Annotated in this window: 21 protein-coding genes; 8 read left to right on the top strand and 13 right to left on the bottom strand. The window is 63.3% G+C overall.

Going from position 1 to position 24916, the window contains the following annotated elements:
• Positions 1 to 42 precede the first annotated feature (42 nt).
• The 3 genes from OWC48_RS34195 to OWC48_RS34205 form a co-directional block, all read right to left on the bottom strand.
• Positions 43 to 1938: a HAMP domain-containing sensor histidine kinase gene (locus OWC48_RS34195; protein WP_282523921.1), complete on the bottom strand. Its 1896-nt coding sequence runs from the start codon at positions 1936 to 1938 to the stop codon at positions 43 to 45.
• 94 nt (positions 1939 to 2032) lie between these two features.
• Positions 2033 to 3265 (bottom strand): HlyD family secretion protein, encoded by a 1233-nt coding sequence (locus tag OWC48_RS34200; protein ID WP_282523922.1) that lies wholly within the window; start codon positions 3263 to 3265, stop codon positions 2033 to 2035.
• Positions 3258 to 3692, bottom strand: a complete 435-nt coding sequence (locus OWC48_RS34205; RefSeq protein WP_282523997.1) for a hypothetical protein — start codon at positions 3690 to 3692, stop codon at positions 3258 to 3260. The genes OWC48_RS34200 and OWC48_RS34205 overlap by 8 nt, the downstream gene beginning before the upstream one ends.
• 174 nt (positions 3693 to 3866) lie before the next feature.
• Here OWC48_RS34205 and OWC48_RS34210 point away from each other — a divergent pair, with 174 nt between their 5' ends.
• Positions 3867 to 4319, top strand: coding sequence for a hypothetical protein (locus tag OWC48_RS34210; protein WP_282523923.1), 453 nt, complete (start codon positions 3867 to 3869; stop codon positions 4317 to 4319).
• A gap of 2 nt (positions 4320 to 4321) precedes the next feature.
• Entirely contained in the window at positions 4322 to 5122 is an 801-nt protein-coding gene (ppk2, locus tag OWC48_RS34215) for a polyphosphate kinase 2 (protein WP_282523924.1), read from the top strand.
• Positions 5123 to 5177: 55 nt separating this feature from the next.
• On the opposite strand, the gene OWC48_RS34220 is transcribed toward ppk2, so the two are convergent.
• Both OWC48_RS34220 and aspD read right to left on the bottom strand, forming a co-directional pair.
• Complete coding sequence (locus OWC48_RS34220; RefSeq protein WP_282523925.1) at positions 5178 to 5612, bottom strand: hypothetical protein; 435 nt, start codon at positions 5610 to 5612, stop codon at positions 5178 to 5180.
• A 67-nt stretch (positions 5613 to 5679) separates the two neighbouring features.
• Entirely contained in the window at positions 5680 to 7299 is a 1620-nt protein-coding gene (aspD, locus tag OWC48_RS34225) for an aspartate 4-decarboxylase (protein WP_282523926.1), read from the bottom strand.
• A 343-nt stretch (positions 7300 to 7642) separates the two neighbouring features.
• On the opposite strand from aspD, the gene aspT (OWC48_RS34230) reads away from it, so the two are divergent.
• Positions 7643 to 9334 carry an aspartate-alanine antiporter gene (gene aspT, locus OWC48_RS34230; protein WP_282523927.1) on the top strand — a complete coding sequence of 564 codons (1692 nt, stop codon included), beginning with the start codon at positions 7643 to 7645 and terminating at the stop codon, positions 9332 to 9334.
• Between the two features lie 14 nt (positions 9335 to 9348).
• A complete protein-coding gene (gene aspT / locus OWC48_RS34235) occupies positions 9349 to 11040 on the top strand; it encodes an aspartate-alanine antiporter (RefSeq protein ID WP_282523928.1) in 1692 nt (563 codons plus the stop codon).
• A gap of 1 nt (position 11041) precedes the next feature.
• Here aspT (OWC48_RS34235) and OWC48_RS34240 read toward each other — a convergent pair whose 3' ends face one another.
• The 3 genes from OWC48_RS34240 to OWC48_RS34250 form a co-directional block, all read right to left on the bottom strand.
• Positions 11042 to 13795 carry a decarboxylase gene (locus OWC48_RS34240; protein ID WP_282523929.1) on the bottom strand — a complete coding sequence of 918 codons (2754 nt, stop codon included), beginning with the start codon at positions 13793 to 13795 and terminating at the stop codon, positions 11042 to 11044.
• Between the two features lie 142 nt (positions 13796 to 13937).
• Positions 13938 to 15641: a SulP family inorganic anion transporter gene (locus tag OWC48_RS34245; RefSeq protein ID WP_282523930.1), complete on the bottom strand. Its 1704-nt coding sequence runs from the start codon at positions 15639 to 15641 to the stop codon at positions 13938 to 13940.
• Complete coding sequence (locus OWC48_RS34250) at positions 15638 to 16318, bottom strand: YoaK family protein (protein ID WP_282523998.1); 681 nt, start codon at positions 16316 to 16318, stop codon at positions 15638 to 15640. Before OWC48_RS34250 ends, OWC48_RS34245 begins: the two co-directional genes overlap by 4 nt.
• Positions 16319 to 16453: 135 nt before the next feature.
• On the opposite strand from OWC48_RS34250, the gene OWC48_RS34255 reads away from it, so the two are divergent.
• The 3 genes from OWC48_RS34255 to OWC48_RS34265 are packed head-to-tail and all read left to right on the top strand — an operon-like array spanning position 16454 to position 19648.
• The gene (locus OWC48_RS34255; RefSeq protein WP_282523931.1) at positions 16454 to 18142 is read left to right on the top strand and encodes an aspartate:alanine exchanger family transporter; all 1689 of its coding nucleotides are present in this window, start codon (positions 16454 to 16456) and stop codon (positions 18140 to 18142) included.
• 11 nt (positions 18143 to 18153) lie between these two features.
• Positions 18154 to 19041, top strand: a complete 888-nt coding sequence (locus tag OWC48_RS34260) for a S9 family peptidase (protein WP_282523932.1) — start codon at positions 18154 to 18156, stop codon at positions 19039 to 19041.
• Positions 19042 to 19063: 22 nt separating this feature from the next.
• Positions 19064 to 19648 carry an invasion associated locus B family protein gene (locus OWC48_RS34265; RefSeq protein WP_282523933.1) on the top strand — a complete coding sequence of 195 codons (585 nt, stop codon included), beginning with the start codon at positions 19064 to 19066 and terminating at the stop codon, positions 19646 to 19648.
• 14 nt (positions 19649 to 19662) lie between these two features.
• Here OWC48_RS34265 and OWC48_RS34270 read toward each other — a convergent pair whose 3' ends face one another.
• The gene (locus tag OWC48_RS34270; protein WP_282523934.1) at positions 19663 to 20031 is read right to left on the bottom strand and encodes a response regulator transcription factor; all 369 of its coding nucleotides are present in this window, start codon (positions 20029 to 20031) and stop codon (positions 19663 to 19665) included.
• A 184-nt stretch (positions 20032 to 20215) separates the two neighbouring features.
• Positions 20216 to 20839 (bottom strand): response regulator transcription factor, encoded by a 624-nt coding sequence (locus tag OWC48_RS34275; protein ID WP_247303629.1) that lies wholly within the window; start codon positions 20837 to 20839, stop codon positions 20216 to 20218.
• A 221-nt stretch (positions 20840 to 21060) separates the two neighbouring features.
• On the opposite strand from OWC48_RS34275, the gene OWC48_RS34280 reads away from it, so the two are divergent.
• Positions 21061 to 21744, top strand: a complete 684-nt coding sequence (locus OWC48_RS34280; protein WP_282523935.1) for a helix-turn-helix domain-containing protein — start codon at positions 21061 to 21063, stop codon at positions 21742 to 21744.
• Positions 21745 to 21939: 195 nt separating this feature from the next.
• On the opposite strand, the gene OWC48_RS34285 is transcribed toward OWC48_RS34280, so the two are convergent.
• The 3 genes from OWC48_RS34285 to OWC48_RS34295 form a co-directional block, all read right to left on the bottom strand.
• The gene (locus tag OWC48_RS34285; RefSeq protein WP_282523936.1) at positions 21940 to 22383 is read right to left on the bottom strand and encodes a potassium channel family protein; all 444 of its coding nucleotides are present in this window, start codon (positions 22381 to 22383) and stop codon (positions 21940 to 21942) included.
• 40 nt (positions 22384 to 22423) lie between these two features.
• Positions 22424 to 23533, bottom strand: a complete 1110-nt coding sequence (locus OWC48_RS34290; RefSeq protein WP_282523999.1) for an acetate kinase — start codon at positions 23531 to 23533, stop codon at positions 22424 to 22426.
• A 173-nt stretch (positions 23534 to 23706) separates the two neighbouring features.
• Positions 23707 to 24795 (bottom strand): AI-2E family transporter, encoded by a 1089-nt coding sequence (locus tag OWC48_RS34295; protein ID WP_282523937.1) that lies wholly within the window; start codon positions 24793 to 24795, stop codon positions 23707 to 23709.
• Between the last annotated feature and the right edge of the window lie 121 nt (positions 24796 to 24916).

The following is a 24916-nucleotide window of genomic DNA, read 5'->3' on the forward strand; positions in this document are numbered from 1 at the left end:
CGCGAGAGCAATGCCGCGCTGCCGGATCGCAAAACGTTCGCCCTAGTGGATGATCGGAAGCCTGATCGTGAACAGCGCGCCGCCCGACGGCTGGTTCTCGGCGGCTATGGTGCCGCGATGGGCCTCGACGATGGTCTTGACGATTGCAAGCCCCATACCCATGCCCTGAGGCTTGGTCGTGAAGAATGGATTGAAGATGTTCGCGAGGTCGCCGGCCGCAATGCCCGAACCGGTATCTGCGATCCTGATCTCGGCGTGGCTTCCGGCGCGCCCGGTCGATACGCTGACCTCGCGCTTCTTCATGTCCGCGTCGGAGACCGCGTCCAACGCATTGATGATCAGGTTGAGAACGACCTGCTGCAGCTGCACGGGATCGCCCTTGACGTTCAGCTCCACGGCGGCTGGCGCATATGCCAGCGTGATCCGGCGCCCGTCGGCGACGCTTGTCACCAGGCCAATGGCTTCCCGTACCGTGTCGTTCAGTTCGGTGTCCCTGATTTCAAACGGCCTCTTCTTCAGGACGCTGCGAAGCCTGCGGATGACCTCGGACGCCCGCTGATCGTCCCGCCTGATGTCGGCCAGAATCTGGCGGATCTCGTTGATGTCAGGTGAAGTGGCTTTGAGCATGAGCTCCGCCGTCTCGGCATTGGTCAGAATGGAGCCGAGCGGCTGGTTCAGCTCGTGGGCAATCGACGTCGTCAACTCACCGACGGCCGCGTAGCGATTGGCGTGGGCGAGCTCCGCCAGGCGCTGTCGCGACTCGATCTCGGCCAATTGACGGCGATGGCGCTCGTGCAGGAGCCCGCTGATGAAGCCGGCCTGTATCAAAATCACGGCCGCGATCAGCAGCATCTGCCAGCTATAGCGATCCCAGACGGTCGGCTCACGAAACAGGATTTCGCTGCCCAGCGGCAGACTGCTCTCGCTGATCCCCCAGCGCTGCAATTCCCGCCAATCATATTTCGGCGACCCGAATCCGATCGGCTCGTATTTGATGCGGGCCGGCTTCTCGCCGCCGAGGATGCGGATCGCGGCACTGACGGTCTTCGAACTGGTTTCGGCGACGGAGTGCATGGGCCCGCCGACGCTGGCGTTGCCGAAGAAAGGCTCCTGATACGAGAAGATCGGCGCGTTCGCGACAGCATGCAGCCTGTGCAGGGCGATATCGCCTTCGTGGACAACGCCGGCGGCATCGACCGACATCAACCCCCAGAACAGCACCGTGTGCGGTGGAAGCGCCGATGCGCGCTTCAGGATCTCCTCAAACGGAAGGTCGGAGTACCAGACGAGATCGAGCCGTCCTTCCAGCGGTTTCAACTCCCGCTTCACCTCGTCAATCCAGAATTTCTCGAGGGGCGAGGCACCGACCACAACGGCAACCGTCTTGGTACCGGGCAAGAGCTTGAGAATGTTCTCGAAGGCCGCCACGAAATCATTGCGGACGGACACGACCACGTCATTGTCGGTGAGATCCAGGCGGTTCACCAGCCGTTGTTCGACCACGGTCAGCACCGCCGGCGTTTCCGGAAAGAGCTTCGCGCGGTATCTCTGCACGAACCGCGCCGCGGGTGCGCCGATGCTCAGCACGATGTCGGGCGGCTTGCCCTGGTAGAGCGAACCGAGATAATCGACGAAGGGCGCTTCGGGGCCTGGATTGTTGAAGCGCGCGCTGAGCAGAGTGTGCTCCTGGACGTCGAGCGGCCAGGGCGATTGCCGCTCGAGCTCGGCCTTGATGCTCCGCGCATATTCGCTCCAGGGGCGAAACTCGCGGCCGAAGGAGTGCAGGATCAGCACGCGCTTGAGCTCGCCGCGCAGGCTGCGCTCGACGGCAGCGGCGGGGCCGGACAGGATGCAGGAGGCAAGCAGCAGGCCGAGACCCAGCCACGCGGCCACGACTGTCCGCGACCTGACCGACGCTATGAAGCTGCGCCTGCTCATCCGCCTCCCCCACGGCTTCATCCGGCCGTTGTGGCGGCAATTCTAGCCCGAATTGCGCCATTTCGACAGACCCGGAAGAGGCCGTTGCCTGCCGTCAATGGCCGCTCAGCACCAGCGTCTGGATCGGCAGCAGCAACGCCTGGATGCGCAGCAGCAGGGCATGGACCAGGCCGACGCCGTCGACGACGTGCAGCGCGATCTTTCGGCTGGTCGGCGTGTCCTTGGCAGAAATCTCTTCATGATTGCTGGTGTAGGCGTTGACGATACAGCTCGAGCCCGGCGTCACGCCCTCGAGGCCGCCTTTGTAGAGCGGCTCCAGGAACACCAGGATCGTGCCGGGCCGAACGGCGTTCTGTGCTTCCAGTAACTGCTCACCGGAGCGGAATTGGCCGGCGGCGATGTAGTCCTGCACCGTCGTGATCACCATCGGGATGATGACCCACGGCTTCGAGATGCAGGTCGCCTCCGCCACCATGCCGGTCTTCATCACCTGGGCCTCGATCTGACCGAAGCCGGCCTGAAGGTACGTTCGGCCGGCCTCCGTCGGAATCAGGATTCCCGCCGGCCGCATCAACTGGTTGACGACGTCGCCAGAGCGGACAAGGAACTGCTCGACGCGCCCGTCTACGCCGGCGCGGACCTGTGTCTTGTCGAGCTCGACCTGGGCCTGATCAAGCGCCGCCTCGGCACTCGCCTTCTGCGCCGGAAGCGAGGTCGAGACCTGCAAGGCCGCCGACTGCCGCGCGGCCGTCGCGGCATCGATGCCGGACTGGCGCTGGTCGACCAGCACCTGGAGCTTTTCGATATCGCGCTGCGGTACGATGCCGGGATTTCGGCGCTGCAGCTCGGTCTTGACGTCGAGCTCGTCCTTGGCCTGCTGGTAGTTCGCCTTCGCTTCGCCGATCTGCGCATCGGCCTTGACCACGTCAGCTTGTGCCGTCTGCATGGCGGCATCGACTTCGGCGATCTTGCGCCTGGCGGTCTCAAATGCGGCCTGCTGCTTCGACGCGTCGAGCGTGAACAGCACGTCGCCCTTCTTCACCGGCGCGCTGAAGCCGAACTTGACCTCGGCCACGCGGCCCGAGCCTTCGGGCAGGATCGGCACGGTGCGGAAATAAAGCGTCGCGTTGGATGTCGACGGATGGAAATAGAAGATCATGGTGATCAGCGACACTGTCAGCATCAGGCAGCCGGTAATGCCCCAGCGCAGCTCGTACCAGACGGAGAAGAAGGTGATCTCCTTGCCAAAGCGCTTGCCCTGGACATAGCGGCGGTAGAGATAGTCGGGCAGGATCGTCAGCAGCGAGCAGAACATCAGCTCAAACATGGCTGTGCTCCTTCTCCTTCGCGGGCCCCGGCTTTTCTGGGGGCGGCGTGTCGCCGCCTGTCGGTCGCGAGCTGGCCTGCTTGGCCGCGTCGCTGTCTTCGGGCGTCGCATCCGCGATCTTCTCCACGGAATCGGCGATGCTGCGCAGCGGACCGCCGAAGTCGGGAATGTCGATCATGGCCAGCAGCAGGCCTGCGATCCAGAAGATGTGCATGTGCGTGAAGAGCGAGATCAGGCCGAGCACGGCTACGAATTCAAATTGCAGTTTCTGCGACTTGTGCGCCATTCGCTCGGGCAGGCTGTGCAGTTTCCAATAGAGAGTACCGACCCAGAGCACGGTGCCGATCAGGAAAATTCCCATCACGACCATCAGCGGATCCACCCCGCTTCCCGGAGCGAGATAGAACGGCAGATGATGCGGGGCCATCGGATGAAGCTGATCGCTCAACGTTCTCTCCTCGACAGGCGCGTATCCACTTGAATGCGTCGAATGCAGTGTCGGTAACGGGTGGCGCAATTGCTTGATTTGGATCAACGGGCCTGGAACGGCCCCACCTAGCCTCGCCTGAAAGTTGACGTGCAACAACAGGAGCCGCCTGCCATGCCCGGCATCGATGATCTCATCCCCAGCGCCACGCAGATCCGGAAGGAAGTAGCCCTCAAGGAGGCAGAGAAGGCCGACGAATATGCGCGCCTTGCCGCCGCCGCCGAAGCCGAGAAACACGCCCTCATTGAACGCCTCACCAAGCCTTCTGGCAAGACCGAGGACGAGAAGATCAAACTCGCTTCGACCATCATCCAGCGTGCAGTGCGAAACGGATTGACGGAGGTTCAGGTCTACCGCTTTCCCAACACGCTGTGCACGGACAAGGGTCGCGCCATCAATCAAATGGAAAAGGGCTGGGAGGACACCCTGACCGGGATTCCGAAGGAAATCTTCCAGCTCTGGAGCGATTACCTGAAACCGCGCGGCTATCGCATCGCCTATCAGATCATCGATTTTCCAGGCGGTGTGCCCGGCGACATCGGCGTGACCATTTCCTGGGGTGATTGAGCATGGCCAAGGACGCGCCCGCGGAGCGGATGAAGCGGAAGGACTATGAGAAGGAACTCGAAAAACTCCAGGTCGAGTTGTGTCACCTTCAGGAATGGGTCAGAACCCAGAAACTGAAGGTCATCATCATCTTCGAGGGGCGCGACGCGGCCGGCAAGGGCGGGACCATCAAGGCGCTGACCGAAAAAGTGAGCCCGCGCGTGTTCCGTGTCTGCGCCCTGCCCGCGCCCTCCGACCGGCAGAAATCCCAGCTGTTCCTGCAGCGCTATATCGAGCAATTCCCGGCCGGCGGTGAGATCGTGATTTTCGACCGCAGCTGGTACAACCGCGCCGGCGTTGAATACGTCATGGGCTTCTGCTCGCCGACCGAACATAAGCGCTTCCTGGAATTGTGTCCGCTGGTCGAGAAATTCGCCGTGGACGCCGGCATCGTCCTGATCAAGCTCTGGCTCGAGGTCGGGATGGAGGAGCAGGAGCTCCGCTTCAAGGCGCGGATCGAGGATCCGCTGCGGCAGTGGAAGCTGAGCCCGATGGACACCGAATCGTTCGGGCGCTGGTACGATTACTCGCGCGCGCGTGACATGATGTTCGAGGCGACCGACACGAAGCATGCACCGTGGCGACTGATCCGCTCCGACGACAAGCGGCGAGCGCGGCTCAACGTCATCTCGCACATCCTGAGAACGATCCCTTACAAGAGGGTCAAGCGGGAGAAGATCAAGCTGCCGCCGCGGTCCCACAAGGGACGTTACAACGACCAGGCGAGCCTGCGCGGCCTGAAGTTCGTCGAGGAACGCTACTGAAACGCGAAACGGGCTGCGATGACGCAGCCCGTTTAGCTTGAGCGCCCTGCCGAGCCTATTTCAGCCGGATCGTGACGCCGCCGACCGCGGCCGACACCTCCGCGCCGACCTTCGGTCCACTGAGCTGAAGGATCACCCCATTGCCGTTCTGCAACTGCACGGCTCCGGCCCCCGCAGCGACGGCGCCGCCGGCGCCGCCCGCCGCGTAAGAGCCTTCGATCGACTGCGGCCCCCTCAGATTGAGGGCGCGGCCGACAAGCTTGGTCGTCGAAGCTCCGATCGTGAAACCGACGCTCATGCCTGACACGGTGAAGGGATATTGTTTGCCCCGCAACACCAAAACGCCCTCGCCGCCGCCGACGCCGACGATGAAGCCGCCCTTGGTGAAGACGACGGCGACCTGACCGGTCTCGGCACGCGACGGCGTGCTGAAACCGGCAGCGACGGCGAACGAGGTGATCAAGGCGGCGGCGATGGCAGATTTCCTCATGACGTTCATTCTCCTTTGGGTTGATATCGGAGTGATCCGGATCGACCGGCACTCCCATTGGTTCGCGTTACTTCGAGCCGCCCTCGGCCGCCTCGTAGGCGTCCCGATAGCCACGCGCAATGCTGCGAACACCGCGTCCGATATCGTCGTAGACATCGTCCGGAAGGTTTGCCAGCGACACGCGCAGCGACCATTCGGGCGCATCGAAACCGCCGCCGTTCAGCAACACAATGCCGTGGGCTTCGGCCAGTCGAAACGCGAGATCGAGCGGATGAACGTTCTTCTTCAGGTAGTCGACGGCGTCGTCGCCAATGTTCTTCCGCGCCCAGAACTCGAAATCGATCAGTCCGTAATACGCATCATAGTTGGGGTTCGGGTTCAGCTTGTCGGCAAGTCCCAGGCCATCGAGCAACGCCCACAGGCGCTTGTTGACGATTTCCATGCATGCGGCCTGATAGGCCTTCTTCGCGTCCATCATCTCCGCGAGCGAGAAAAGGCTCATCATCACCTGCTGCGGCAGCGACAGGCCCGCCGTGTGATTGAGCGCGACGTCGCGACTGTCGGCGACGATGCGGTCGATGAACTTCAGCTTGCGCGGCTCCAGCGTCAGCGGCCCGTAACGCTTGTCGAGCGCCTTCACGGCTGCCTCGGGCAGCTTCGCGATCATCTTGTCAAAGATGTTGTCTTCATGAATGGCGATGGCGCCGAGCCGCCATCCCGTGCAGCCGAAGTATTTCGAATAGGAATAGACGCCAATGGTGTTGTGCGGAAGCTCGCCCAGCAGCGAGCGGAATCCGTGAACGAAAGTGCCGTAGACGTCGTCGGTGAGCAGCATAAGATCGGGGCGCTTGGTCTTGACCAGCTTGCCCAGCTTGGCGACCGTCTCCGGGCTCACCCCCATCCCGGAGGGATTTGCGGGATTGACGATGAAGAACGCCTTGATCTTCGGATCTTCCAGCTTCTTGATTTCCTCGTCGGTGAACTGGAATTTGTTTTCCTGCGGCGCCTTGATCTGGACGACCTTGAGGTCGTAGTCCTCCAAATGCGTCATCTCGATGTAAGGCGTGAAGATCGGCGTTCCCAGCGCGATGGTGTCGCCGGGAAGCAACAGGCGATTGGCCTTCAGTGACTTGAAGAGGTAGCACATCGCCGCAGTGCCGCCCTCGACCGCATAGATGTCGAACTTGCCGGCGGGCCGCGGGTCACCGCAAACGGCCCACGTCAGATATTCGTGCACGACCTTTTCGTTGTGCACCAGCATGCGGTCCGGCACCGGATAATTGTCGCCGATGATGGAATCGACCAGCTCGTGGACGAAGGCGTCCGCATCGAAGCCGAATTTCTTGACCGCAAAGGGCAGCATCTCCGACAGGAAGGTCGCGCCCGGCATGTCAGAGTGCTTGGCGAGCCAAGCCTCGTACCTTGCCGCAATGCCCTTGGCCTGGGGCATGCCGCCAATCCCGGCCGGGTGTTCCATGACGCGCTTGCTCTCGGTGATCGCGAACTGTCCGAGCAGGAAGAAGCCTTCGCGCGGCGTGGTGGCCACCCAGTTCGGATTGCCGCGGCCGGCGTTCAGGAACGCGGATTGCGTTCGTTTCGACGTCGCCTTGGCGAGATTGATCAGTTCGTCCTTGATCTCGAACGGGCTCAGTGCCTCGAATTTCTTCAGGGTCAAGATATCGGCCATGTGACGCTCCCGAGCGGTGCGAGCTGTTGAAACGAGGTGGAGCCCTCGCCTGTGCAATCGCGCTCAGGATGATCGGCGTCCGGTGACCTCCCTTGATCTACCTCAAGGTCCTGGCCGTAGAGCGGTCCGGATCGCCCCATGTCGCAACGCAGTGAGACGATTTCGTCGGCGGGGTCGCGGATGCCATCCCCCCGCGCGCTTGACATAAATCAACATGACCGGCTCGGACGGGTCGCTTCATCCGGATCGATGCGGCTTCAGCGCTCGTCGCCGGGGTCTTCGATCCCAAGACGTCGCGCAGGAGCGAAGCGGGGCGCGTGCGACTGCGTGAAGGGGTGACATCATGATCGACTGGTTCTTTCAGACGCTCAAAAGCTATCCGGAAATCGCGATCTTCCTGTCCTTGGCCTTGGGCTATTATTTCGGCTCCTTCACCTACAAGGGCCTCGGGCTCGGTGCCGTCACCGCGACGCTGATTGCCGCCGTGATCATCGGCCAGATCGGGATCACGGTAACGGGTCCGCTCAAGCCGTTCTTCTTCCTGATGTTCCTGTTTGCCATCGGCTATGGCGTCGGGCCGCAATTCGTGCGCGGCATCGCGCAGGACGGCGTCCCACAGGCGATCTTCGCGGCCGTCGTGTGCGTGTTCTGCCTGATCGCGGCGTATGTTGGAGCAAAGCTTGCAGGCTACGATGTCGGTTCGGCCGCCGGACTTTATGCCGGCTCGCAGACGATCTCGGCATCCATGGGCCTTGCGACCGATGCCATCAACCGGCTCGGCCTGTCGCCGGAAGAGACCAAGAAGATTCTCGACGGCATGCCGGTCGCCTACGCGGTCACCTATATCTTCGGCACGGTCGGATCCGCGATCGTCCTGGCTCTGCTTGGTCCGGCACTGCTCGGTATCGATCTCGAGGCGGCCTGCAAGAAATATGAGGAGGAGCACGGGGGCAAGAAGCAGACGGGCGGTCCGGGAACGGCCTGGCACCAGTTCGATGTGCGCGCTTTTCGTGTCAATGAGCGGGGTCCGGTGGTTGGAAAGACCGTGCAGCAGGCGGAAGCATTGCTACCCGACCATCGGGTGTTCGTCCTGCGGATCAGGCAGGACGGCAAGATCACGGATGCCACCGCCGATGCCGTCATTCACGCAGGCGCCGTCGTCGCTGTGGCCGGCCGACGCGACGTTCTCGTCAGTCTGATCGGCGAGCAAGCGGAAGAGGTCGACGATCGCGAGTTGCTGGCGATGCCGATCGAGGGCGTCGACGTCTACGTGACCAGTAAGGACGTCGACGGAAAGACGCTGGAGGAGCTGTCGCGAACGGCAGGCGCTCGCGGAGTGTTCCTTCGCAAGATCACCCGTGGTGCGATCGCCGTTGATATCCCTATCCTGCCGAACACGAAGATCAATCGCGGCGACATCGTCACCATCGTGGGACGCACGCCGGATGTGGCGGCCGCGACAAAGATGCTCGGCCGCCCGGATCGCGCGACCGATGTGGCCGACGTCGCCTTCATCGGAGCCGCAATCGCGATCGGCGCGCTGATCGGCGCCATCGTCTACAAGATCGGCAGCGTGCCGTTGACGCTGTCCACGTCAGGTGGCGCCTTGATCTCAGGCCTGTTCTTCGGCTGGCTCCGCTCCGTGCACCCGACCTTCGGCCGGATTCCTTCGCCGACCGTCTGGTTCATGAACTCGGTCGGCCTGAACGTCTTCATTGCGATCGTCGGCATCTCGTCGGGACCGGGCTTCGTGGCCGGCCTCAAGGCGCAGGGCATCGGCCTGTTCCTCTGGGGCGTCGGCGTGACGACCGTGCCGCTGATCCTCGCAATGTATGTCGGAAAATATGTGTTCCGCTTCCATGACGCCATCGTGCTCGGATGCTGCTCAGGGGCGAGGACCACGACAGCTTCTCTCGGCATGATCAATGACCGCGCCAAGAGCCAGATCCCGGGTCTGGGATATACCGTGACATACGCTGTCGGAAACACGCTGCTGACAATCTGGGGAATGGTGCTTGTCATGTTGATGACATAGCAAGGCCGCCCGCGATGCTGGTTTGGCTGGAGCAGTTTCTCGTCCGCTATCCGGAGCTCGCGCTGTTCCTGGTGATCGCCGCGGGCTACTGGATCGGAAGCTTCAAGATCGGCGCCTTCAGTCTTGGTCCGGTCACGGGCGCGCTGTTCGCCGGCCTGATGGTCGGCGACTTCGCGCATGTGCCTGTTTCCAGCATGACCAAATCTTTCCTGTTCCTGCTATTCCTGTTTGGCGTCGGCTATTCCGTCGGTCCGCAATTCGTGCAGGCAATGAAGCGCGACGGGCTGAAGCCGATGCTGCTAGCCGTCGTCGTGTGCCTCACGGGCCTTGCGGCCGCAATTGTCGTCGGCAGGATACTCGGGCTCGATCCCGGTTTTGCGGCGGGGCTGATGTCGGGAGCGCTCAGCCAAAGCGCGGCGATGGGAACGGCGACCGACGCGGTCAACGGTCTCGCGGTGCCGGAGGCGCAGCGCGCCCTTTTCGTCTCGCACATCGCGGTCGCTGATGCAGTCTGCTACATCTTCGGCTATGCGGGCGTGATCATGTGGTGCACAGTGATCGCACCGGCGCTTCTGAAGATCGACCTGCGAGAAGAGGCGCTCAAGCTCGAGCAATCGCTGGGAATGAGCCGCACCAAGCCGGGTCTGGCGTCCGCTTGGCGAAAATTCGAGCTGCGCGCCTATCGGCTGGACGAGCACTCTCCTCTCGCCGGATCGACAGTCGCGGCCGCCGAAGACCGCCTGCCCGAGCATCGCCTGTTCATCCATCGGATCCGCCAAGGAGAACGCATCTTCCAGGCAGAGCCCGGCACCATCCTCGCGCCAGGCGACGTCATCACGATATCGGCTCCGCGCCAGATCATCGTAGAACTCGTCGGCTCCCGCGCCGAGGAGGTCGAGGACAAAGAGCTGCTCGACATTCCCTTGATCTCCGCTGACGTGTTCCTGATCAACACCAAGCTCGCGGGCATGAACCTGCAGGAGGCCTCGCAGCATGACTGGACACGCGGCCTCTATTTACGCTCGTTGAGCCGGGGCGGCCAAGAGCTTCCGATTGCTCCCGGCGTCGTCCTGCAGCGTGGCGACCTGCTGCGCATCGTCGGTCCAGAACCGGTCGTGGAGAACGCGGCGAAAAATATCGGTGTCATCGTTGCCCCCAGCACCAGCATCGATTTCGTGGTGCTGGGGCTCGCCATCTTCTTCGGCGGCATCGTCGGCGTTCTCGTGAGTTTTCCTGTCGGCGGCATCCAGATCGCACTGAGCACGAGCGTCGGCACGCTGCTTGCCGGGCTTTTGGTCGGCTATCTCCGCACGCTCAATCCGCGCTTCGGCCGGATTCCGGACGGCGCCGTCAGCCTGATGACGTCACTCGGACTGGCCGCGTTTGTCGGGCTCACCGGGATCCATGCCGGGCCGATCTTCCTCTCCGCCTTGCGGGAATCGGGCATCGGCCTGCTGCTCGGCGGCATGGTCGTGACCCTGCTGCCGCAGATCGTCGGATTCTGCTTCGGTCATTTCGTCTTGCGCATGAACCCAATCCTTCTGCTCGGCGGTTTGACCGGGGCTCAGACCGTGACGGCGGCAATGGCCGCGCTCCAGGAGCGCTCCGGAAGCCCGGTGCCCGTGCTCGGCTATACGCCGGCCTACCCGGTCGCCAACATCCTGTTGACGACCTGGGGCTCCGTTATAGTGGTCGTCTTCGCCTGACCTATGACGCGGCCTTCAGCTTCGGCTGCGCGCCGGGCCTGGGCTTGCCGATCTTCGCCAAGGCTTCGGCGCGCACGAGCTTGAGGCCTTCCTTGGCGTCGTAGCCATGGATCTCCTTCACATCGAGCTTGCGCATGAAGTCGATGGTTTCCTGGGTGATCACCTGCCCCGGCACCATGATCGGGAAGCCCGGCGGATAGGGAATCACGAAACTGGCGGAGACGAGGTCGGGGCCGGCTTTCAGGCGGCGGTCGATCTCGGGATCGGCGAGCCTGATATATTCGCATCCCGCCGCGTTGTAGGCCGCGTAGAATCCGCTGCGGATATCACCCTCATTGGTCTTGCTGCCGGCATCGCCACGGAAGCTCTGGTGGAAGTGCGAGAAGTTCGGCAGATCAGGCACGTCAGTCATCAGGCTCTTCACCCGCGCCTCGAAGGTCTTCTTCGCATTGTCACCGCCTTGGGCGAGGCCGCGATCAACCTCGCCCGCGATCTCGGCCAAAACCCTGACAAGATGCGCGACGTCGCTGCGGGTGTTGTTGATGTTGGACTGGATCAGCACCGAATTGCGTGAGGTCTTGTTGACCTGGATGTTGTAGTCGTTCGCCAGGATCCCCTTGAACTGCGTGCCATCGTAGCCGGCGGTGCCGCACACCAGGGTCATGCGGGTCGGATCGAGGCAGAACTCATCCTCGTCCAGGCTCTTCAGCGCGCTCGCCCAGTTCGCGCCGGCGGCCAGATAATCGGTGAATCCGCTCTGGCGATATTGCGCCGGCACCATGGCGTCGGCGCCGAGGATGCGGAAATATTTCGACAGCAGCGGATTGCTGTTGACGGCGTGACGGATGGCGAGCGCGATCTCGATCGCATTGGCCACCAGACCATACCCTTCCAGCTCCATCTGGCGCCGCGAGACGTCGAGGCTAGCGATCAACTGCTGGTTCGGACTCGTGGAGGCATGGGTAAAGACGGCCTCCTTGAACTGCTGCTCAACCGTATGGAATTCGACGTCCTTGACCGAGAGCATCGAGCCCTGACGGATCGCCGACATCGACTTGTGGGTCGAATTGGTCTGATAGACGCGCAAGCGGATCTGGCGCGGATCGGGGATCAACCGGGTCTTGAGCAGCACCTCGTTCGAGGGGTTCTTGCCGAGCGTGGCTTGTTGGGCTTCGTAAGCTGCGACCGATCTCGGATCGCGCATCCAGGCCTCGATCTCGTTGGCGGCGCCCATCGCGGTGCGCCGTCGCAGGAACGGTGAAAAGCGCGCAAAGCCGAACCAGGCCTCGTCCCACAGGAAGATCAGGTCGGGCTTGATGGCGAGGCATTCCTCCATCACCCGGCGGGTGTTGTAGATGTGGCCGTCGAAGGTGCAGTTGGTCAGATCCAGCAGCTTGACGCGATCGAGCCGGCCATCGGCCTTGGCGTTCAGCAAGGCCTGCTTGATGGTCTTCAGCGGCACGGCGCCGTACATCGAATATTCCGTCATCGGGAAGGCTTCGACATAGAGCGGCTGCGCGCCGGCCAGCACCATGCCGTAATGATGCGACTTGTGACAATTGCGGTCGACGATCGCGATGTCACCTGGCGCGAGTAGCGCCTGCACCGCCATCTTGTTCGAGGTCGAGGTGCCGTTGGTGACGAAGAAGACGCGATCGGCGCCAAGCGCGCGTGCTGCCTTGTCCTGCGCCTTCTTGATGTTGCCGGTCGGCTCCAGCAGACTATCCAGGCCGCCAGTGGTCGCGCTGCTTTCGGCCAGGAACAGGTTCAGGCCGTAGAATTCGCCCATGTCACGGATCCAGTCCGACTTGAAGACCGATTTGCCGCGCGCGATCGGCAGCGCATGGAACGTTCCGATCGGACGCTGTGCATATTTCTTCAGATTGTCGAAGAACGGCGTGTCGTAACGATCCTGTACCCCTTCCAGGATCGAGAGATGCAGCTCGAGCAGTTCCTCGACCGAATAGAAGATGCGGCGGACGACATCGGCCTCGGGATTTCCGGCCATCGCCTCAACGTCGCGATTGGACATCAAATAGAGGTCGAGCTCGGGGCGGACCCGCTTGATGACGTGGGCGAGCCGCAGCGCCGAGGCATCGGACTCGTCGTTCAACCCGGCCGACGAGGTCATCGTACGGAGCACCGGCGCGTCATGGCGTGAGCGCAGCGCAAAGCCCTCATTGATGACGACGGCTGCGAGATTGGGATTCAGGATGGCGGCGCAGAAGGCATCTTCGAGGCTGCCGACGATGACCGGCTCATAGACGAATGGATCGACCGGCCGCCGCAGCTTGCGCCATTCGTTGGCGAGCGCGGGCCAATTGCCGGACGAGAGGCCGGTGACGATCAGTGTCTCGAAATAGGGACGGCGCGCACCATGCTGCCCGGACATTTGCGGCACCAGATCGGGGGTGTCACCGTTGCCCTCGTCATTTCCGCTCCCGTCGCCGGCATGTTGGCGAAACGACCTCGTCGTCAAGGCCTGCATCATCCGTGTCGCAAGGGCGAGTGAGCCCGCCGCATCGCCAGCCGCGGCCGCGTCCCGCAGGGCTGTCATGAGGTGAAGGCCGGGATATCCGTGAAATTCCTCCGTTATGGAGAGATCGGCCAGCGCAGCATCATATTTCGCGCGATCCCCGCCACGCACCCACGCCTTTGCGGCCTCCACCAGATCGCGCCAGTTGTCCGCCCGTCCGCCGGGCCCGGAGAAGAACTGATCGATGCGCTTTTGCGCGGGCTTGGCTTCTTTGGACATGCGGCTCTCCCGATCCCATAGGCAAGGGTGATGCGGGATCGTGAGTGCGGGGCTGGTCGCTCCATTGATCCAAGTCAACGGTCGCGCATTCTGATCGGGCGGACGGACAGGACGATGCCCTCGGCATCGCAATACCGGGGCGTCAGACCGTTCGTTGCGCGGTGTTGGCTGAATCGTCGCCCAGGACGCTGTCGAGCGACCGCAGCCACTGGCCGCTGTCGGTTTTCTCCGCCAGCCCTTCGGCACGCAGCAGGTCGCGTAGCTGCGCATGCGCCCCGACGATGCAAAAGCTGACTTCGCGGACGGCCAGTTCGTCGTAGAGCTCGTGCAGCATGCGCGCGCCGGCCAGATCGATATAAGGCGAGGCTGAAAGATCGCAGGCCACCAGCCGGATGCCAGGCGACCTCCGGAGCGCGATCAGGACCGTCTCCAGGATCGTCTCGGCATTGATGTAGAGCAGCGATGCTTCGGGGCGGAATGCGATGATTCCGGCCAGCGGCTCGACGTCCTCGTGCCTGGCACTGTCCGAATAGCGGCCGCTGCCGGGCAATCGGCCAAGGAACGCGACGTTCGGCCGCGAGGCGCGCGCCAGCAGCAGGAAGATCGACGCAATCGCTGCCAGCAGGACGCCCTGGAGAATGCCGAGCAGCAGCACGGATACCAAGGCAATCGCCGCCGCGTAGAAGTCGATCCGGCTGACCCGCCACATCCGCAGCAGCGCACGCACATCCACGAGCTTATAGACCGCGGCAAAGACGATGGCCGCGAGCACCGCCTTGGGCAGGTTGGTCAAGAGGCCGGTAAAGAACAGAAGGCACAGCCCGAGTGTCACTGAGCAAATCACCAACGCCAGCGGCGTCCGTGCGCCAGCGCTGTCATTGACGGCCGATTGCGATAGGCCGCCGGCGACGGGATAGCCATGGCCAAAGGCAGCCGCGAGGTTGGCGGCGCCAAGACCCAAAAATTCCTGCCGGACGTCGAGCGGGTAGCCGTGCTTGGCGGCAAAGCTGCGGGCCGCCGAGACGCCTTCGATATAGGCCAGCAGCACGCAACCGGCGGCGAGCGGAAACAGATCGTCGAATTCCAGCAGGCCGAAGGTCGGCGTCGCCAGAGCCGGCAACCCCTCGGGTATCTTCCCGGTGACGGGCACACCGAGAGAGGGGAGACCCAGCACCGTCGCCACGACGATCGCGAGTGCGACGATGGTGATGCCGACCGGTTTTCCAGGCAGCAGCCGCTCGCCGAGCAAGAGCAGCAGTAGCGCGACCGCGCCGATCGCGAGCACAAGCGGATTGATGGTACCGAGCTGCCCCGCGAGCTTGATGGCGCGGTCGAAGAAATTGTGGCCCCCGCCAGCAACGCCGAGCAGGCTCGGCAACTGGCTCATGATGATGGTGAGCCCTGCCCCCGCCTTGAAGCCGACCAATATGCTGTCGCTGACGAGGCGCACGAGCACGCTCAGCTTGAACAGCCAGGCGATGAAGCACAACACCGCCACGGCAAACGCCGCGAGGCTTGCGATCTGCGCATAGCGCACCGCGTCCCCACCGGCGAGCGCGCCGACGGTCGCGGCGATCATCAGGGAGATCGCGGAGGTCGGGCCGATCGCAAGCTGGCGCGACGAGCCGAGCAGCGCATAGCCGATGCCGCCGAGCATGTAGCCGTAGACCCCGATCTGCGGCGGCAGGCCGGCAAGCGCGGCATAAGCGAGCGAGACCGGGATCGCGTAGGCCGCGAGCGTGATGCCTGCGACGGCATCGGATGGCAGCCATTCGCGCCGATAGGCCGCGAGCCAGCCGAACGGTGGGAAGAAACGCATCCAGCTCGCTTCAGGAGGCGAATTCATCCGGTCACCTCACGAGGCGTCGTTTCGTAGCGCAGCAGGACGATCAGCAGCGCGATCACGGGCAAACCGAGCGCGAGGTTGGGAATAATCTTGGTGGCGTAGGCACCGGCGGCGGCACCGAAGCCGAACACCGCGCACAGGGCGAAGAAAATGCCAGATTTGCGCAGTGTCCCGAGCGGCGCGTCTCCGTACACCACCGCAAAGATGTTCTCGATGGCCTGGCGCATGTTGCCGGTGATCATCACCGTGCTGCAAACCGTCCCCTTGACCTTGATGAACATTGCTGCGTGCATCGCTGCGACCACGGAAATGCCGAGCGTTCCGGCCATATCGGGCAGCCGGTTGTGCAGGATTCCGATCACGATCAGGAGCGCGATCTCGACCAGAGTGCTGATCGTGCGGGCCCGCTCGCCGGCAGCGCGGCGCAGCCAGGCGGCGATCACGATGCCGACCGCAAAGGCCAGGATCGGCGGCACGAAGTGAAACGCCTTCGCCCAGTTGCCGGCTGTCGCATAGACCCAGAGAAAGATCAGGTTGGCGGTCTGGGCATTGGCCATCACGCCGTGGATGATCCAGGTATAGGCATCGATATAGCCGCCGGCGAAGGCGAGCAGCAGGACGATCTCGACCGTCTCATCGCGGCGCACCGCACCGGCTACGACATCCAGAGTGCTCATGCTGACAATGCGGGCCGTCGCAGGTTCTGCATGCGCGCATAGGCGGCGCCCTGCCGTCGGCAAGGCTTGATCTGGATCAAGCAATCTCCCTTCCCCGCAAATCAAATCGGCCAAAGCACCGGGGGAATTGCGACCATGGAAACCGTCAGGTGGATCATCTCCACCGCTCCGGAAATCTTACTGCTGCTGGCCATTGCAATCGGCACCCTCCTCGGCCGGATCAAGATTCGCGGCTTCTCGATCGGAACGACCGCCTGTGTGCTGATCGTCGCCGTCCTGATCGGACAACTCGGAAGCTTTGCTTTTCCGCCGATCCTCAGGGCCATCCTGTTCAGCCTCTTCGTGTTCACCATAGGCTACCGCTCCGGCCCGGAGTTCTTTGCTTCCTTGAGCTTTCGGACCCTGGCGCAGGTTGTCCTGGCGCTGGTGATCGGCGCCACCGGCCTCGTCATCGTGCTCGTCTTCGCTCATGTCTTCGAGCTCGATACCGGAACTGCGGCGGGGCTGACCGCCGGCGCGCTGACCCAGTCCTCGGTGATCGGCACCGCGTCGGGCGCGCTGGCGCAACTCGGCCTGCCGAAGGCGGCGCTGGAGCAGCAGGAGGCCAATATCGCGGCCGGCTATGCGGTGACCTACGTGCTCGGCTACATCCTGACGCTGTTGTTCGTCCCGTTCGTCGCACCCATCCTGATGCGGGTCGATCTCAAGGCGGAGGCTGCGAAGCTCGAAGCCGAGCTGGCCGGCGGCGCGCCACCGAAGACCGAAAACCTGTCCTATCGCAAATTCCAGGCGCGCGCCTATCGCGTCTCGACCGGCGCGGGCTTCACGATCGCGGCGATCGAAGCCGAGATCGGCAACCGCACCGTCGTGGAGCGGATCGTCCGCGCCGGAGCAGACATCAAGCCCCAGCATGACACCCGCCTCGAAGCCGGCGACGATGTCGTGATTGCCGGCCCCACCACGGCAATCGTGGCGGCCAAGCCCCTTCTCGGCGCCGAAATCGACGCCGGCGAACTCCTGCGCAACCTGCCCGGCAACGTGACAGAGGTCCTCGTGGAAAACCGCAGGCTGCACGGCCGTTCGATCCGGGACATCGCCGAACGGCTCGGCGACGATGCGCGCGGCGTGTTCCTGCGTTCTCTGACCCGCATGGGCCGCGAGGTGCCGCTCGGTCCCGACACGCGCGTCTATATCGGCGACGTCATGACGCTGGTCGGCAGCACCGGCAATATCGCGCGGGCGACGACGCAGGTCGGACACGCCCTCAACGCGTCCGACCGGACCGATATTGCCTTCCTCACCGCAGGCATTGCCGTCGGTCTGTTGGCCGGCCTTGCAAACTTCAAAGTCGGCGCCGTCGCGCTGACGCTCGGCGGAGGAGGTGGCGCACTGATCTCCGGCCTCGTCTGCGGCTGGCTGCGGTCGCGAAACCCGACCATGGGCGCGCTGCCGCCGGCGGCGCAACAGACGCTGAGCGATCTCGGGCTTGGCGGCTTCATCGCGGCGATTGGGCTCGGCAACGGCCTCGCCGCCTGGACAGCCATTCAGGCGCACGGCCTTCTGCTGGTCGGCATGGGCATCGTCGTCACGCTGATCCCGCTGACGGTTGGGACCCTGTTCGCCCGCTACGTGCTCCGCATGAACCCGGTCGTGACCTGCGGCGCGCTCGCCGGTGCCATGACGGTCGACGCCGCCGTGACAGGCGCGTGCGACGTCGCCGAGAGCAAGACGCCGGTGCTCGGTGTCGCCGTGCCCTACGCGGTCGGCAACGTGTTGCTGACGGTGCTGGGCCCGATCGTCGTTGCCGCTACGTATACGGGGTGAAGGAGATCGCGATGCACTCGCTTCTGGCTGTAACGCTCCGGTCCCTGGCGACCACCCTGCTCGTTCTGGCCTCGCTCTCTGCCCCAACGCGGGCTGAGGACGAGGTCCGAATCCAGGAGGAGATCTGGGCTCTGCCACTGCCGTTGCCGATGTTCGCCTATCTGGTGCGCCCGGTCGGCGACGGCCCTTTCCCTCTGGTGATCATGAACCACGGCGTCTCTCTCAATCCGACCGACCGGAGCTTCTTCCCGCTGGTGGAATTCCGCGACGCTGCAAAGTGGTTCGCCAAGCGCGGCTATCTCGTGGTCGCACCGGTCGGCAGCGGCTATGGCGCCGCGGCCATCGACATTCCCGAGCGCGCGCTCTATGGGCCATTCTTTTCCAAGGTCGGAAAGTGCACGAACCCCAACTTCCATGATGCGGGCCTCGCAGTCGCCAAGGTCGATCTCTGGATCATCGACTACATGGCCGCCGAGAAACGGATCATTCCAAAGGACGTGATCGTGGTCGGCCAGTCCGCCGGAGGCTGGGCTTCCATCGCCTTGTCCAGCGTGAACCCACCACAGGTGAAGGCCATCATCACCTTCGCCGCCGGCCGCGGCGGGCGGGTCGGCGGCAAGCCGAACAACAATTGTGCACCCGACAAGCTGGTCGAGGCGACCGCGGATTTCGGCAGCACGTCGCGGGTGCCGATGCTGTGGATCTACATCGAGAACGACACGTTTTTCGGCCCCGATCTGTCGAAGCGCATGCATGCAGCATTCACGGCGGCTGGCGGCCGCGCCGAATATCATCTGATGCCGCCGTTCGGCGGCGAGGGCCATTTCTTCATCGGCTCGCCGGACGCGATCCCGCTGTGGTCGCCGCTGGTGGCGAAGTTCCTCGACGCGCAGAAATAGAGTTCAGGTTCGGAGGCACATCATGCCAAGTCCCCGCAATTGTCTCTCTGGCCTGCTCGTCGTCGCGGTCGCCGGAAGCGCGACATGTGCCGGCATCGCCGCGCCGAAATCCGCGCAGGCCGATAAACCCGCCGAGGTCGCGACGCGCGGCCAGCGCGAGGCAAAGGACATCGTCTACGGAGACTGGCAGAAGCTCTGCTTCAAGGCAGGCGGTGCGCCGACGCTGTGCCGAACCTCGATCACCGGCAAGTTTCCAACCGGCCAGACGGCGGTGCGCGTGGACCTGATCGAGCGCGAAGGCACTCCCTCGGCAAGGCTGCAGCTCTTCGTGCCCGTCGGCATGTACCTGCAACAGCCGGCGAAGCTGACCGTCGACCAGGGCAGCCCCCTCCGCATCCCCTACAGCTGGTGCCTGACCAACGCCTGCATTGCGGCCGACGTCGCGCCGCCCGCGATCATCAAGGAGATGGGGTCAGGGAAGACACTTGCCCTCGAGGTCGTCGATTCAAACCTTCTGGCATTGACGACCTCGGTGCCGCTGGCGCAGTTCGCGTCCGTCCACAAGGGCGCACCGGCCAGGACGCTGGAGCAATATGTCGACGAATGATCGGCCATGCTGCATTACGCAGCCGACGCACGCGCCACCGACTCGATCAGGGACTCCGCCGTGAACGGCTTGACCAGATAGGCAATGCATCCGGAGGCGACCGCGGCGGCGCGATTCGCCGAGCTGTCATTTCCCGTGATGTAGATCACCGGCGCAGTGACGCCCTCCTCTGCCAGTTGCCGGCGCAGGTCGATGCCGGACCTTCCGTTCAGGTCGATATCGAGAACGATGCAGATCGCCTTGTCGAAGCTGCCGTGATGGAGCAAGGCTCCTGCGGAATCGAAGAGCGTCGCGGCAAAGCCATACTCGCGGAGCAGCCTGTTCAAGCTGGTCCGAATGGAGGGATCGTCATCGACGACGAAAACAGAGCCACGCTCTGGCAAGGAAGTGTCCCTTCGAGACGGACGGACTGATCACGGCGGCGCTGGCGCCATATTCGCCTGGTCTACTTGCGTGTCAGGCAAACCGCCGCATTCGCCGCCCTGCATGGCAGCACCGCACCAACGAATTTCATATTGTCTCTTGGGGAAGTCACACCGCGGGAACTGTGCCGTGACGAAAAATCAGCTAATCGTCGCTCGTATCGAGCATTCCAAGCCGTTCCGCGATCGAAACGAGCTCCGCCAGCGAACGAACCTGCATCTTCTCCATCACCTGGTGGCGGTGCGCCTTCACGGTGCGCTCGGTGGTTCCAAGCTCATGCGCGATCTGCTTGTTGATCCTGCCGCGGACGATGAGATCGAACACCTGACGCTCGCGATGCGTCAATGCGGCGAGGTGAATGCGGAAGGTCTCGAGCCTGCCGCGATGCGCCTGCGCGGTGTGCTGGCGCACCATCGCGCGCTCGATCGCAGCGATCAACTGCTCGGAGGATACCGGCTTGGTCAGGAAATCCTCCGCGCCGGCCTTGATGGCCTGCACCGTGGTTGGCGTGTCGGCGTGTCCGGTCAGGAATATGATTGGCAACGTCGAGCCCGACGCGACCAAGCGGGTCTGCAAGTCGGGGCCGCTCAGCCCCGGTATCCACACGTCGAGCAGGATGCATCCCGGCTGCGCGTCGTCAGGCGCCGCATCCAGTAAATCCTGCGCCGATGCGTAGGTCGCAACGTCGTAGCCAGCGAGCTTCAGTCGGCGCGCGATCGCCGTCCGGAAGGAATCGTCGTCGTCCACCACGTGAACAAGACCGGGCACGCATCACCTCTTGCTGAATTCCGACAGCTTCTCAATCCGCGCAACAACCTCCCAACGGCCGTCCACGCTGTCCCTTGGTACAATGAACCTTGGGACAATGGATGAGAATGCCGCCTTAGTCGTAAATCAACTTCGGCGGGAGTGGGACGGCGTGGCGCATTCCCGGCGGCGAGAGTTTTCGTCCGACAGACCAATTCGGCGATGAGCTGAGGAGTTGGCCCATGTTCGTTCGCATCACAGCGGATTCGACGCCGCGTCCCAACTCCCTTCGTGACCTCGGCATGAGCAGCGATTCAAATACGCTCGTCAGTTTAAGCCAATTTACTTATAAAAAGGGCAGCGAAATCTACGGGGAGAGAGAGCCCGCCGAATATGTCTATCAGGTGACGTCCGGTGCGGTGCGAAGCTACAAGCTGCTGTCGGACGGCCGCAGGCAGATTGGCGCCTTTCACCTCGCCGGCGACATTTTTGGCCTGGAGAACGGCAACGAGCACCGCTTCACCACGGAAGCGATCGTCGACACTACGGTGCGCCTGGTCAGACGGCAAAGCCTCGAAATGGTGGCCGAAAGCGATGCGATGGTGGCCAGAAACCTCCTCAGCATGACCACGAACAACCTCCAGCATGCGGAGGACCACATGCTGCTGCTGGGACGCAAGACCTCGCTGGAGCGGGTCGCGGCGTTCCTGCTCGAGATGGACGGGCGATTGACGGCGTCCGGCGTCATGGCGCTGCCGATGTCGCGGCGCGATATCGCCGATTACCTCGGCCTGACGCTGGAGACCGTATCCCGCGCGCTGTCACGGCTCCATGAGCTCGGCGCCCTCGGCTTCGTCGGCAACACTCAGCGTCAGATCGTGCTGCTGGATCGGCACCAGCTTGCAAGCCTCGATCTGCAGCCTTGAGCGAGCCGACCCCGGCGAATGGCACAAACTGCACATCACACCGGTACAGTCCGATGCTAGCCTCTTCCGATGTGGAACGAGACCGCATTTCGGATCGCAGTCGTTGTGTTCGGGACGCTGCCGGTGGCGTTCACGGCCATGATCCTTTTCCTGGGGTGAGCTCGGCTCCGACCGAAGCCGCCATCGGTATCAGGGTCATTTAAGGCCAGGCGCCTGGGTTACACCGAGGTGCTCGAGAGTCTTGCGCAAGACCTCGAACAGGATGGCGGCCGACCAGCCGAACAGCAGGACACCATTCATAGCCGTCAACGGGCCGATCAGGCGCCAATCGCGCACCGGGGTGATATCGCCGTAGCCCAGCGTGGTGTAGTTGACGAAGGCGAAATAGAGCAAATCACTGCCCGGTGCGGCGGCCTGAACGACTTCATACATCCGAGCCCACACCAGAACCTCCAGCGTGTGCGCGACCTGCAACACCACGGCTGTCGCGACCATGACACCCATCAGGTGCACTCTTGGTCTCCTGGTTTGCCGCAAGCCCGCGCCGCGGGCGATCCCGACGGCGACGATGGTCACCAGCGCATGGATGCCGATATTGATCACGCTGACCAGCGTACCGACGAGGAATTGAAGAAGCATCGCGCGCCGCCAATCCTTTTCAGGTTTCCGGGAAGCTGCCTCAACGTGGCGACGGCCCGTTCAGCAAGAGCGCTAACGTGTGCCGCGCGATGGTCAATTCGTCGTCGGACGGGAGCACGTAGATTGGGATACGGCTATCGCGGCGCGAGATCAGCCGTGCGTTCTGGGCGTTGGCCTTAGCATCCAGTGTTGCACCGAGCCAGCTCAGCCTTTCGGCGATGCGCGCGCGGGTCGCTGTCGAACCTTGGCCGATCGCGCCGGTGAAAACAAAGGCATCGAGCCCCTCCAGCGCGGCCGCAAGCAGGCCGGCGTTGAGGCCAGCGCAGTAGGCGAGGTGCTCGACGGCCTGCTCCGCTCGCAAAGAACGAGCCGCTGCGTCGTCACCCGGATTGGTGAACAGAAACGCGTCGCAGGGATCGATTTCGCCTGTGGAATAGTCCGACGGCGATGCACCAAAGGCATAGAATCCATTTGTGCTTTCGACGCTGCGGCCATCCTTCAGCGCACACATCGAGCTGGTCTCGCCGAGGCACGCAACGATCACGCGGCGCGCGGCAATCCCGGGAGCCTCGAGCGTCAGAGCTCGTGCAATCGATTCGTAGCAAAGACCGTGAAACCCGTGGGGCCTTACGTCACCTGCGTAGAGTCGATGGGGGATAGGATAGCTGCCGTTCTCTACCACCTTGCCAAGATGGAATGCAGTATCGAAACAGGCGACTTGCGGCAGCGCCGGATGATTGGCCTGCATGATACGGATCGGCGCAAGATTATGCGGCTGAAGCAGCGGCGCCAGTGCAATCAGCCGTTCCAGACGCGCCATCACGGCGTCATCGATCAGGGCCGGCCGGGCGTCATCCGGTCCTCCCTGCGCGACGCGATGTCCCACGGCCAGCGGCTGGATTCCCAATTCGTCCCGCAGCCAGCTATCGACAACCGCGCATGCCGCCGGAACGTCATCGACGTCGTCGTTCTGATAGGTGCGGTGCGCCAGCGGATCGCCGTTCGCTCCGCTCGCCCTGAGGCGCGGATGGCTGCCGAGCCCGTCAAGCCGTCCCTTGATTTGCCGTTCCAGCCTCCCCTCGCCGCGTACGGAGAAGAGCTGGAAGTTCACGCCTCCTGCATTCGCATCGATGGCAAGGATTGCATCCATGGCGGTCAATCGACGCCCGTCATCGCCGGGGACGTTTGCCCGAATGCGCAATCCCGCTGCGACGTTTGATGAGCCATCGACATGCCTGAAGTCAGATCTGCCTTCACTCAATCAAGGTGCATCGGGAGTCGAGAGGATTGACTTAGGTCAAAGGTGGTGATGCGCGCGGAGATTCAGGTCTCTTCCGGCCTTTTCGGCGCAGCCGCGCGGTCGTTCCGGATCCAGGCCGCCGCGAGCTCCCAGGCGACCGACAGGATGATCGGCCCGATGAAGAGGCCGATGATTCCGTGCGCGAGCGTTCCGCCGATCACCCCGATCAGAATCACGATCGTCGGCGTGGTCAGGCCGCGCCCCATGACGATGGGCTTCAGGACGTTGTCGAGGAGGCCGACGGCGCCGAAGAAGACGGTCAGGAGCAGTGCCGTGGTCACGTCCTTGTCCATCCAGATCCAGACTACGACAGGGAAGAGAACGAGGAAGGGACCGATCTGCACGATCGACAGCAACAGGACGACGAATGCCAGCAGGCCGGCACTCGGGACGCCGGCGAGCTTGAAGCCGATGCCGGCCAATAGCGACTGCACGATTGCGACACCGATCACGCCCTGCGACACCGCGCGGATGGTCGCGCCGGCGAGCTCTAGAAAATGCTCGCTCTGCTCCGGTACGACCCGGAACAGGAAGCCGCGCACCGCGTCGACGAGCTGCGGACCGTAGGGAAAGAGGAAGCCGGCGACAAAGACCGACAGCAGGAACTGGAGCGTGCCAACACCGGCCTCACCCGCGAACGACAGCATCATCCCGGCAAGCGGTTTGAGATACGGCATCACCTGGCTCAGCGCCGCGCGAATATTGCTGTTGGCCTGGGTCCAGAGATCGTAGAGCTGGGTGCCGATCAGCGGCCAGCTCTTGATCTGTTCGGGCGCCTCCGTAAGCCTGAGATCGCCGCTGCTGATCTGGCCCGCGAGATCCCTGATCCCGTCCACTGCGCTCATGCCGAGCCAGGCCGCGGGACCAATGACGATACCCAGCGTAACCAGCGTAAGAATGAAAGCGGCGGTGCGCGGGCGGCCCCCGAGGCGCTTGGCGAGCCAGCCGAAGACTGGATAGAACGCCACCGCGAGCACCGCACTCCAGGCCAGGATTGGCACGAAGGGGCGGATGATGAGGAAAGTCCACACGATCAGCAGCGCCAGCAATCCGAGCCGGATCACGAGCTGGATGATGCCATCGGCAAACAGATACTGGCGAGGGGTGTACAAGGCCTGTGTCTCGGGCAGCGCTCCTGCTGCAAGCCTAGCAGCCCCTATCCCGCGGCAGGCTTGATACAGATCAACAGCACGCCCAATGCTCGCGCCAATACACGCTAGTCTACGACGGGCA

Origin of the sequence: Bradyrhizobium sp. Arg816 (genome assembly GCF_029989365.1) — a bacterium.
Classification (GTDB): Bacteria; Pseudomonadota; Alphaproteobacteria; order Rhizobiales; family Xanthobacteraceae; genus Bradyrhizobium.

Bases quoted from the DNA above. Each gene is read 5' to 3' on its own strand.
- OWC48_RS34195 (WP_282523921.1), bottom strand. From the start codon at position 1,938: ATGAGCAGGCGCAGCTTCATAGCGTCGGTCAGGTCGCGGACAGTCGTG.
- OWC48_RS34200 (WP_282523922.1), bottom strand. From the start codon at position 3,265: ATGTTTGAGCTGATGTTCTGCTCGCTGCTGACGATCCTGCCCGACTAT.
- OWC48_RS34205 (WP_282523997.1), bottom strand. From the start codon at position 3,692: ATGGCCCCGCATCATCTGCCGTTCTATCTCGCTCCGGGAAGCGGGGTG.
- OWC48_RS34210 (WP_282523923.1), top strand. From the start codon at position 3,867: ATGCCCGGCATCGATGATCTCATCCCCAGCGCCACGCAGATCCGGAAG.
- ppk2 (WP_282523924.1), top strand. From the start codon at position 4,322: ATGGCCAAGGACGCGCCCGCGGAGCGGATGAAGCGGAAGGACTATGAG.
- OWC48_RS34220 (WP_282523925.1), bottom strand. From the start codon at position 5,612: ATGAGGAAATCTGCCATCGCCGCCGCCTTGATCACCTCGTTCGCCGTC.
- aspD (WP_282523926.1), bottom strand. From the start codon at position 7,299: ATGGCCGATATCTTGACCCTGAAGAAATTCGAGGCACTGAGCCCGTTC.
- aspT (WP_282523927.1), top strand. From the start codon at position 7,643: ATGATCGACTGGTTCTTTCAGACGCTCAAAAGCTATCCGGAAATCGCG.
- aspT (WP_282523928.1), top strand. From the start codon at position 9,349: ATGCTGGTTTGGCTGGAGCAGTTTCTCGTCCGCTATCCGGAGCTCGCG.
- OWC48_RS34240 (WP_282523929.1), bottom strand. From the start codon at position 13,795: ATGTCCAAAGAAGCCAAGCCCGCGCAAAAGCGCATCGATCAGTTCTTC.
- OWC48_RS34245 (WP_282523930.1), bottom strand. From the start codon at position 15,641: ATGAATTCGCCTCCTGAAGCGAGCTGGATGCGTTTCTTCCCACCGTTC.
- OWC48_RS34250 (WP_282523998.1), bottom strand. From the start codon at position 16,318: ATGAGCACTCTGGATGTCGTAGCCGGTGCGGTGCGCCGCGATGAGACG.
- OWC48_RS34255 (WP_282523931.1), top strand. From the start codon at position 16,454: ATGGAAACCGTCAGGTGGATCATCTCCACCGCTCCGGAAATCTTACTG.
- OWC48_RS34260 (WP_282523932.1), top strand. From the start codon at position 18,154: ATGCACTCGCTTCTGGCTGTAACGCTCCGGTCCCTGGCGACCACCCTG.
- OWC48_RS34265 (WP_282523933.1), top strand. From the start codon at position 19,064: ATGCCAAGTCCCCGCAATTGTCTCTCTGGCCTGCTCGTCGTCGCGGTC.
- OWC48_RS34280 (WP_282523935.1), top strand. From the start codon at position 21,061: ATGTTCGTTCGCATCACAGCGGATTCGACGCCGCGTCCCAACTCCCTT.
- OWC48_RS34285 (WP_282523936.1), bottom strand. From the start codon at position 22,383: ATGCTTCTTCAATTCCTCGTCGGTACGCTGGTCAGCGTGATCAATATC.
- OWC48_RS34290 (WP_282523999.1), bottom strand. From the start codon at position 23,533: ATGGATGCAATCCTTGCCATCGATGCGAATGCAGGAGGCGTGAACTTC.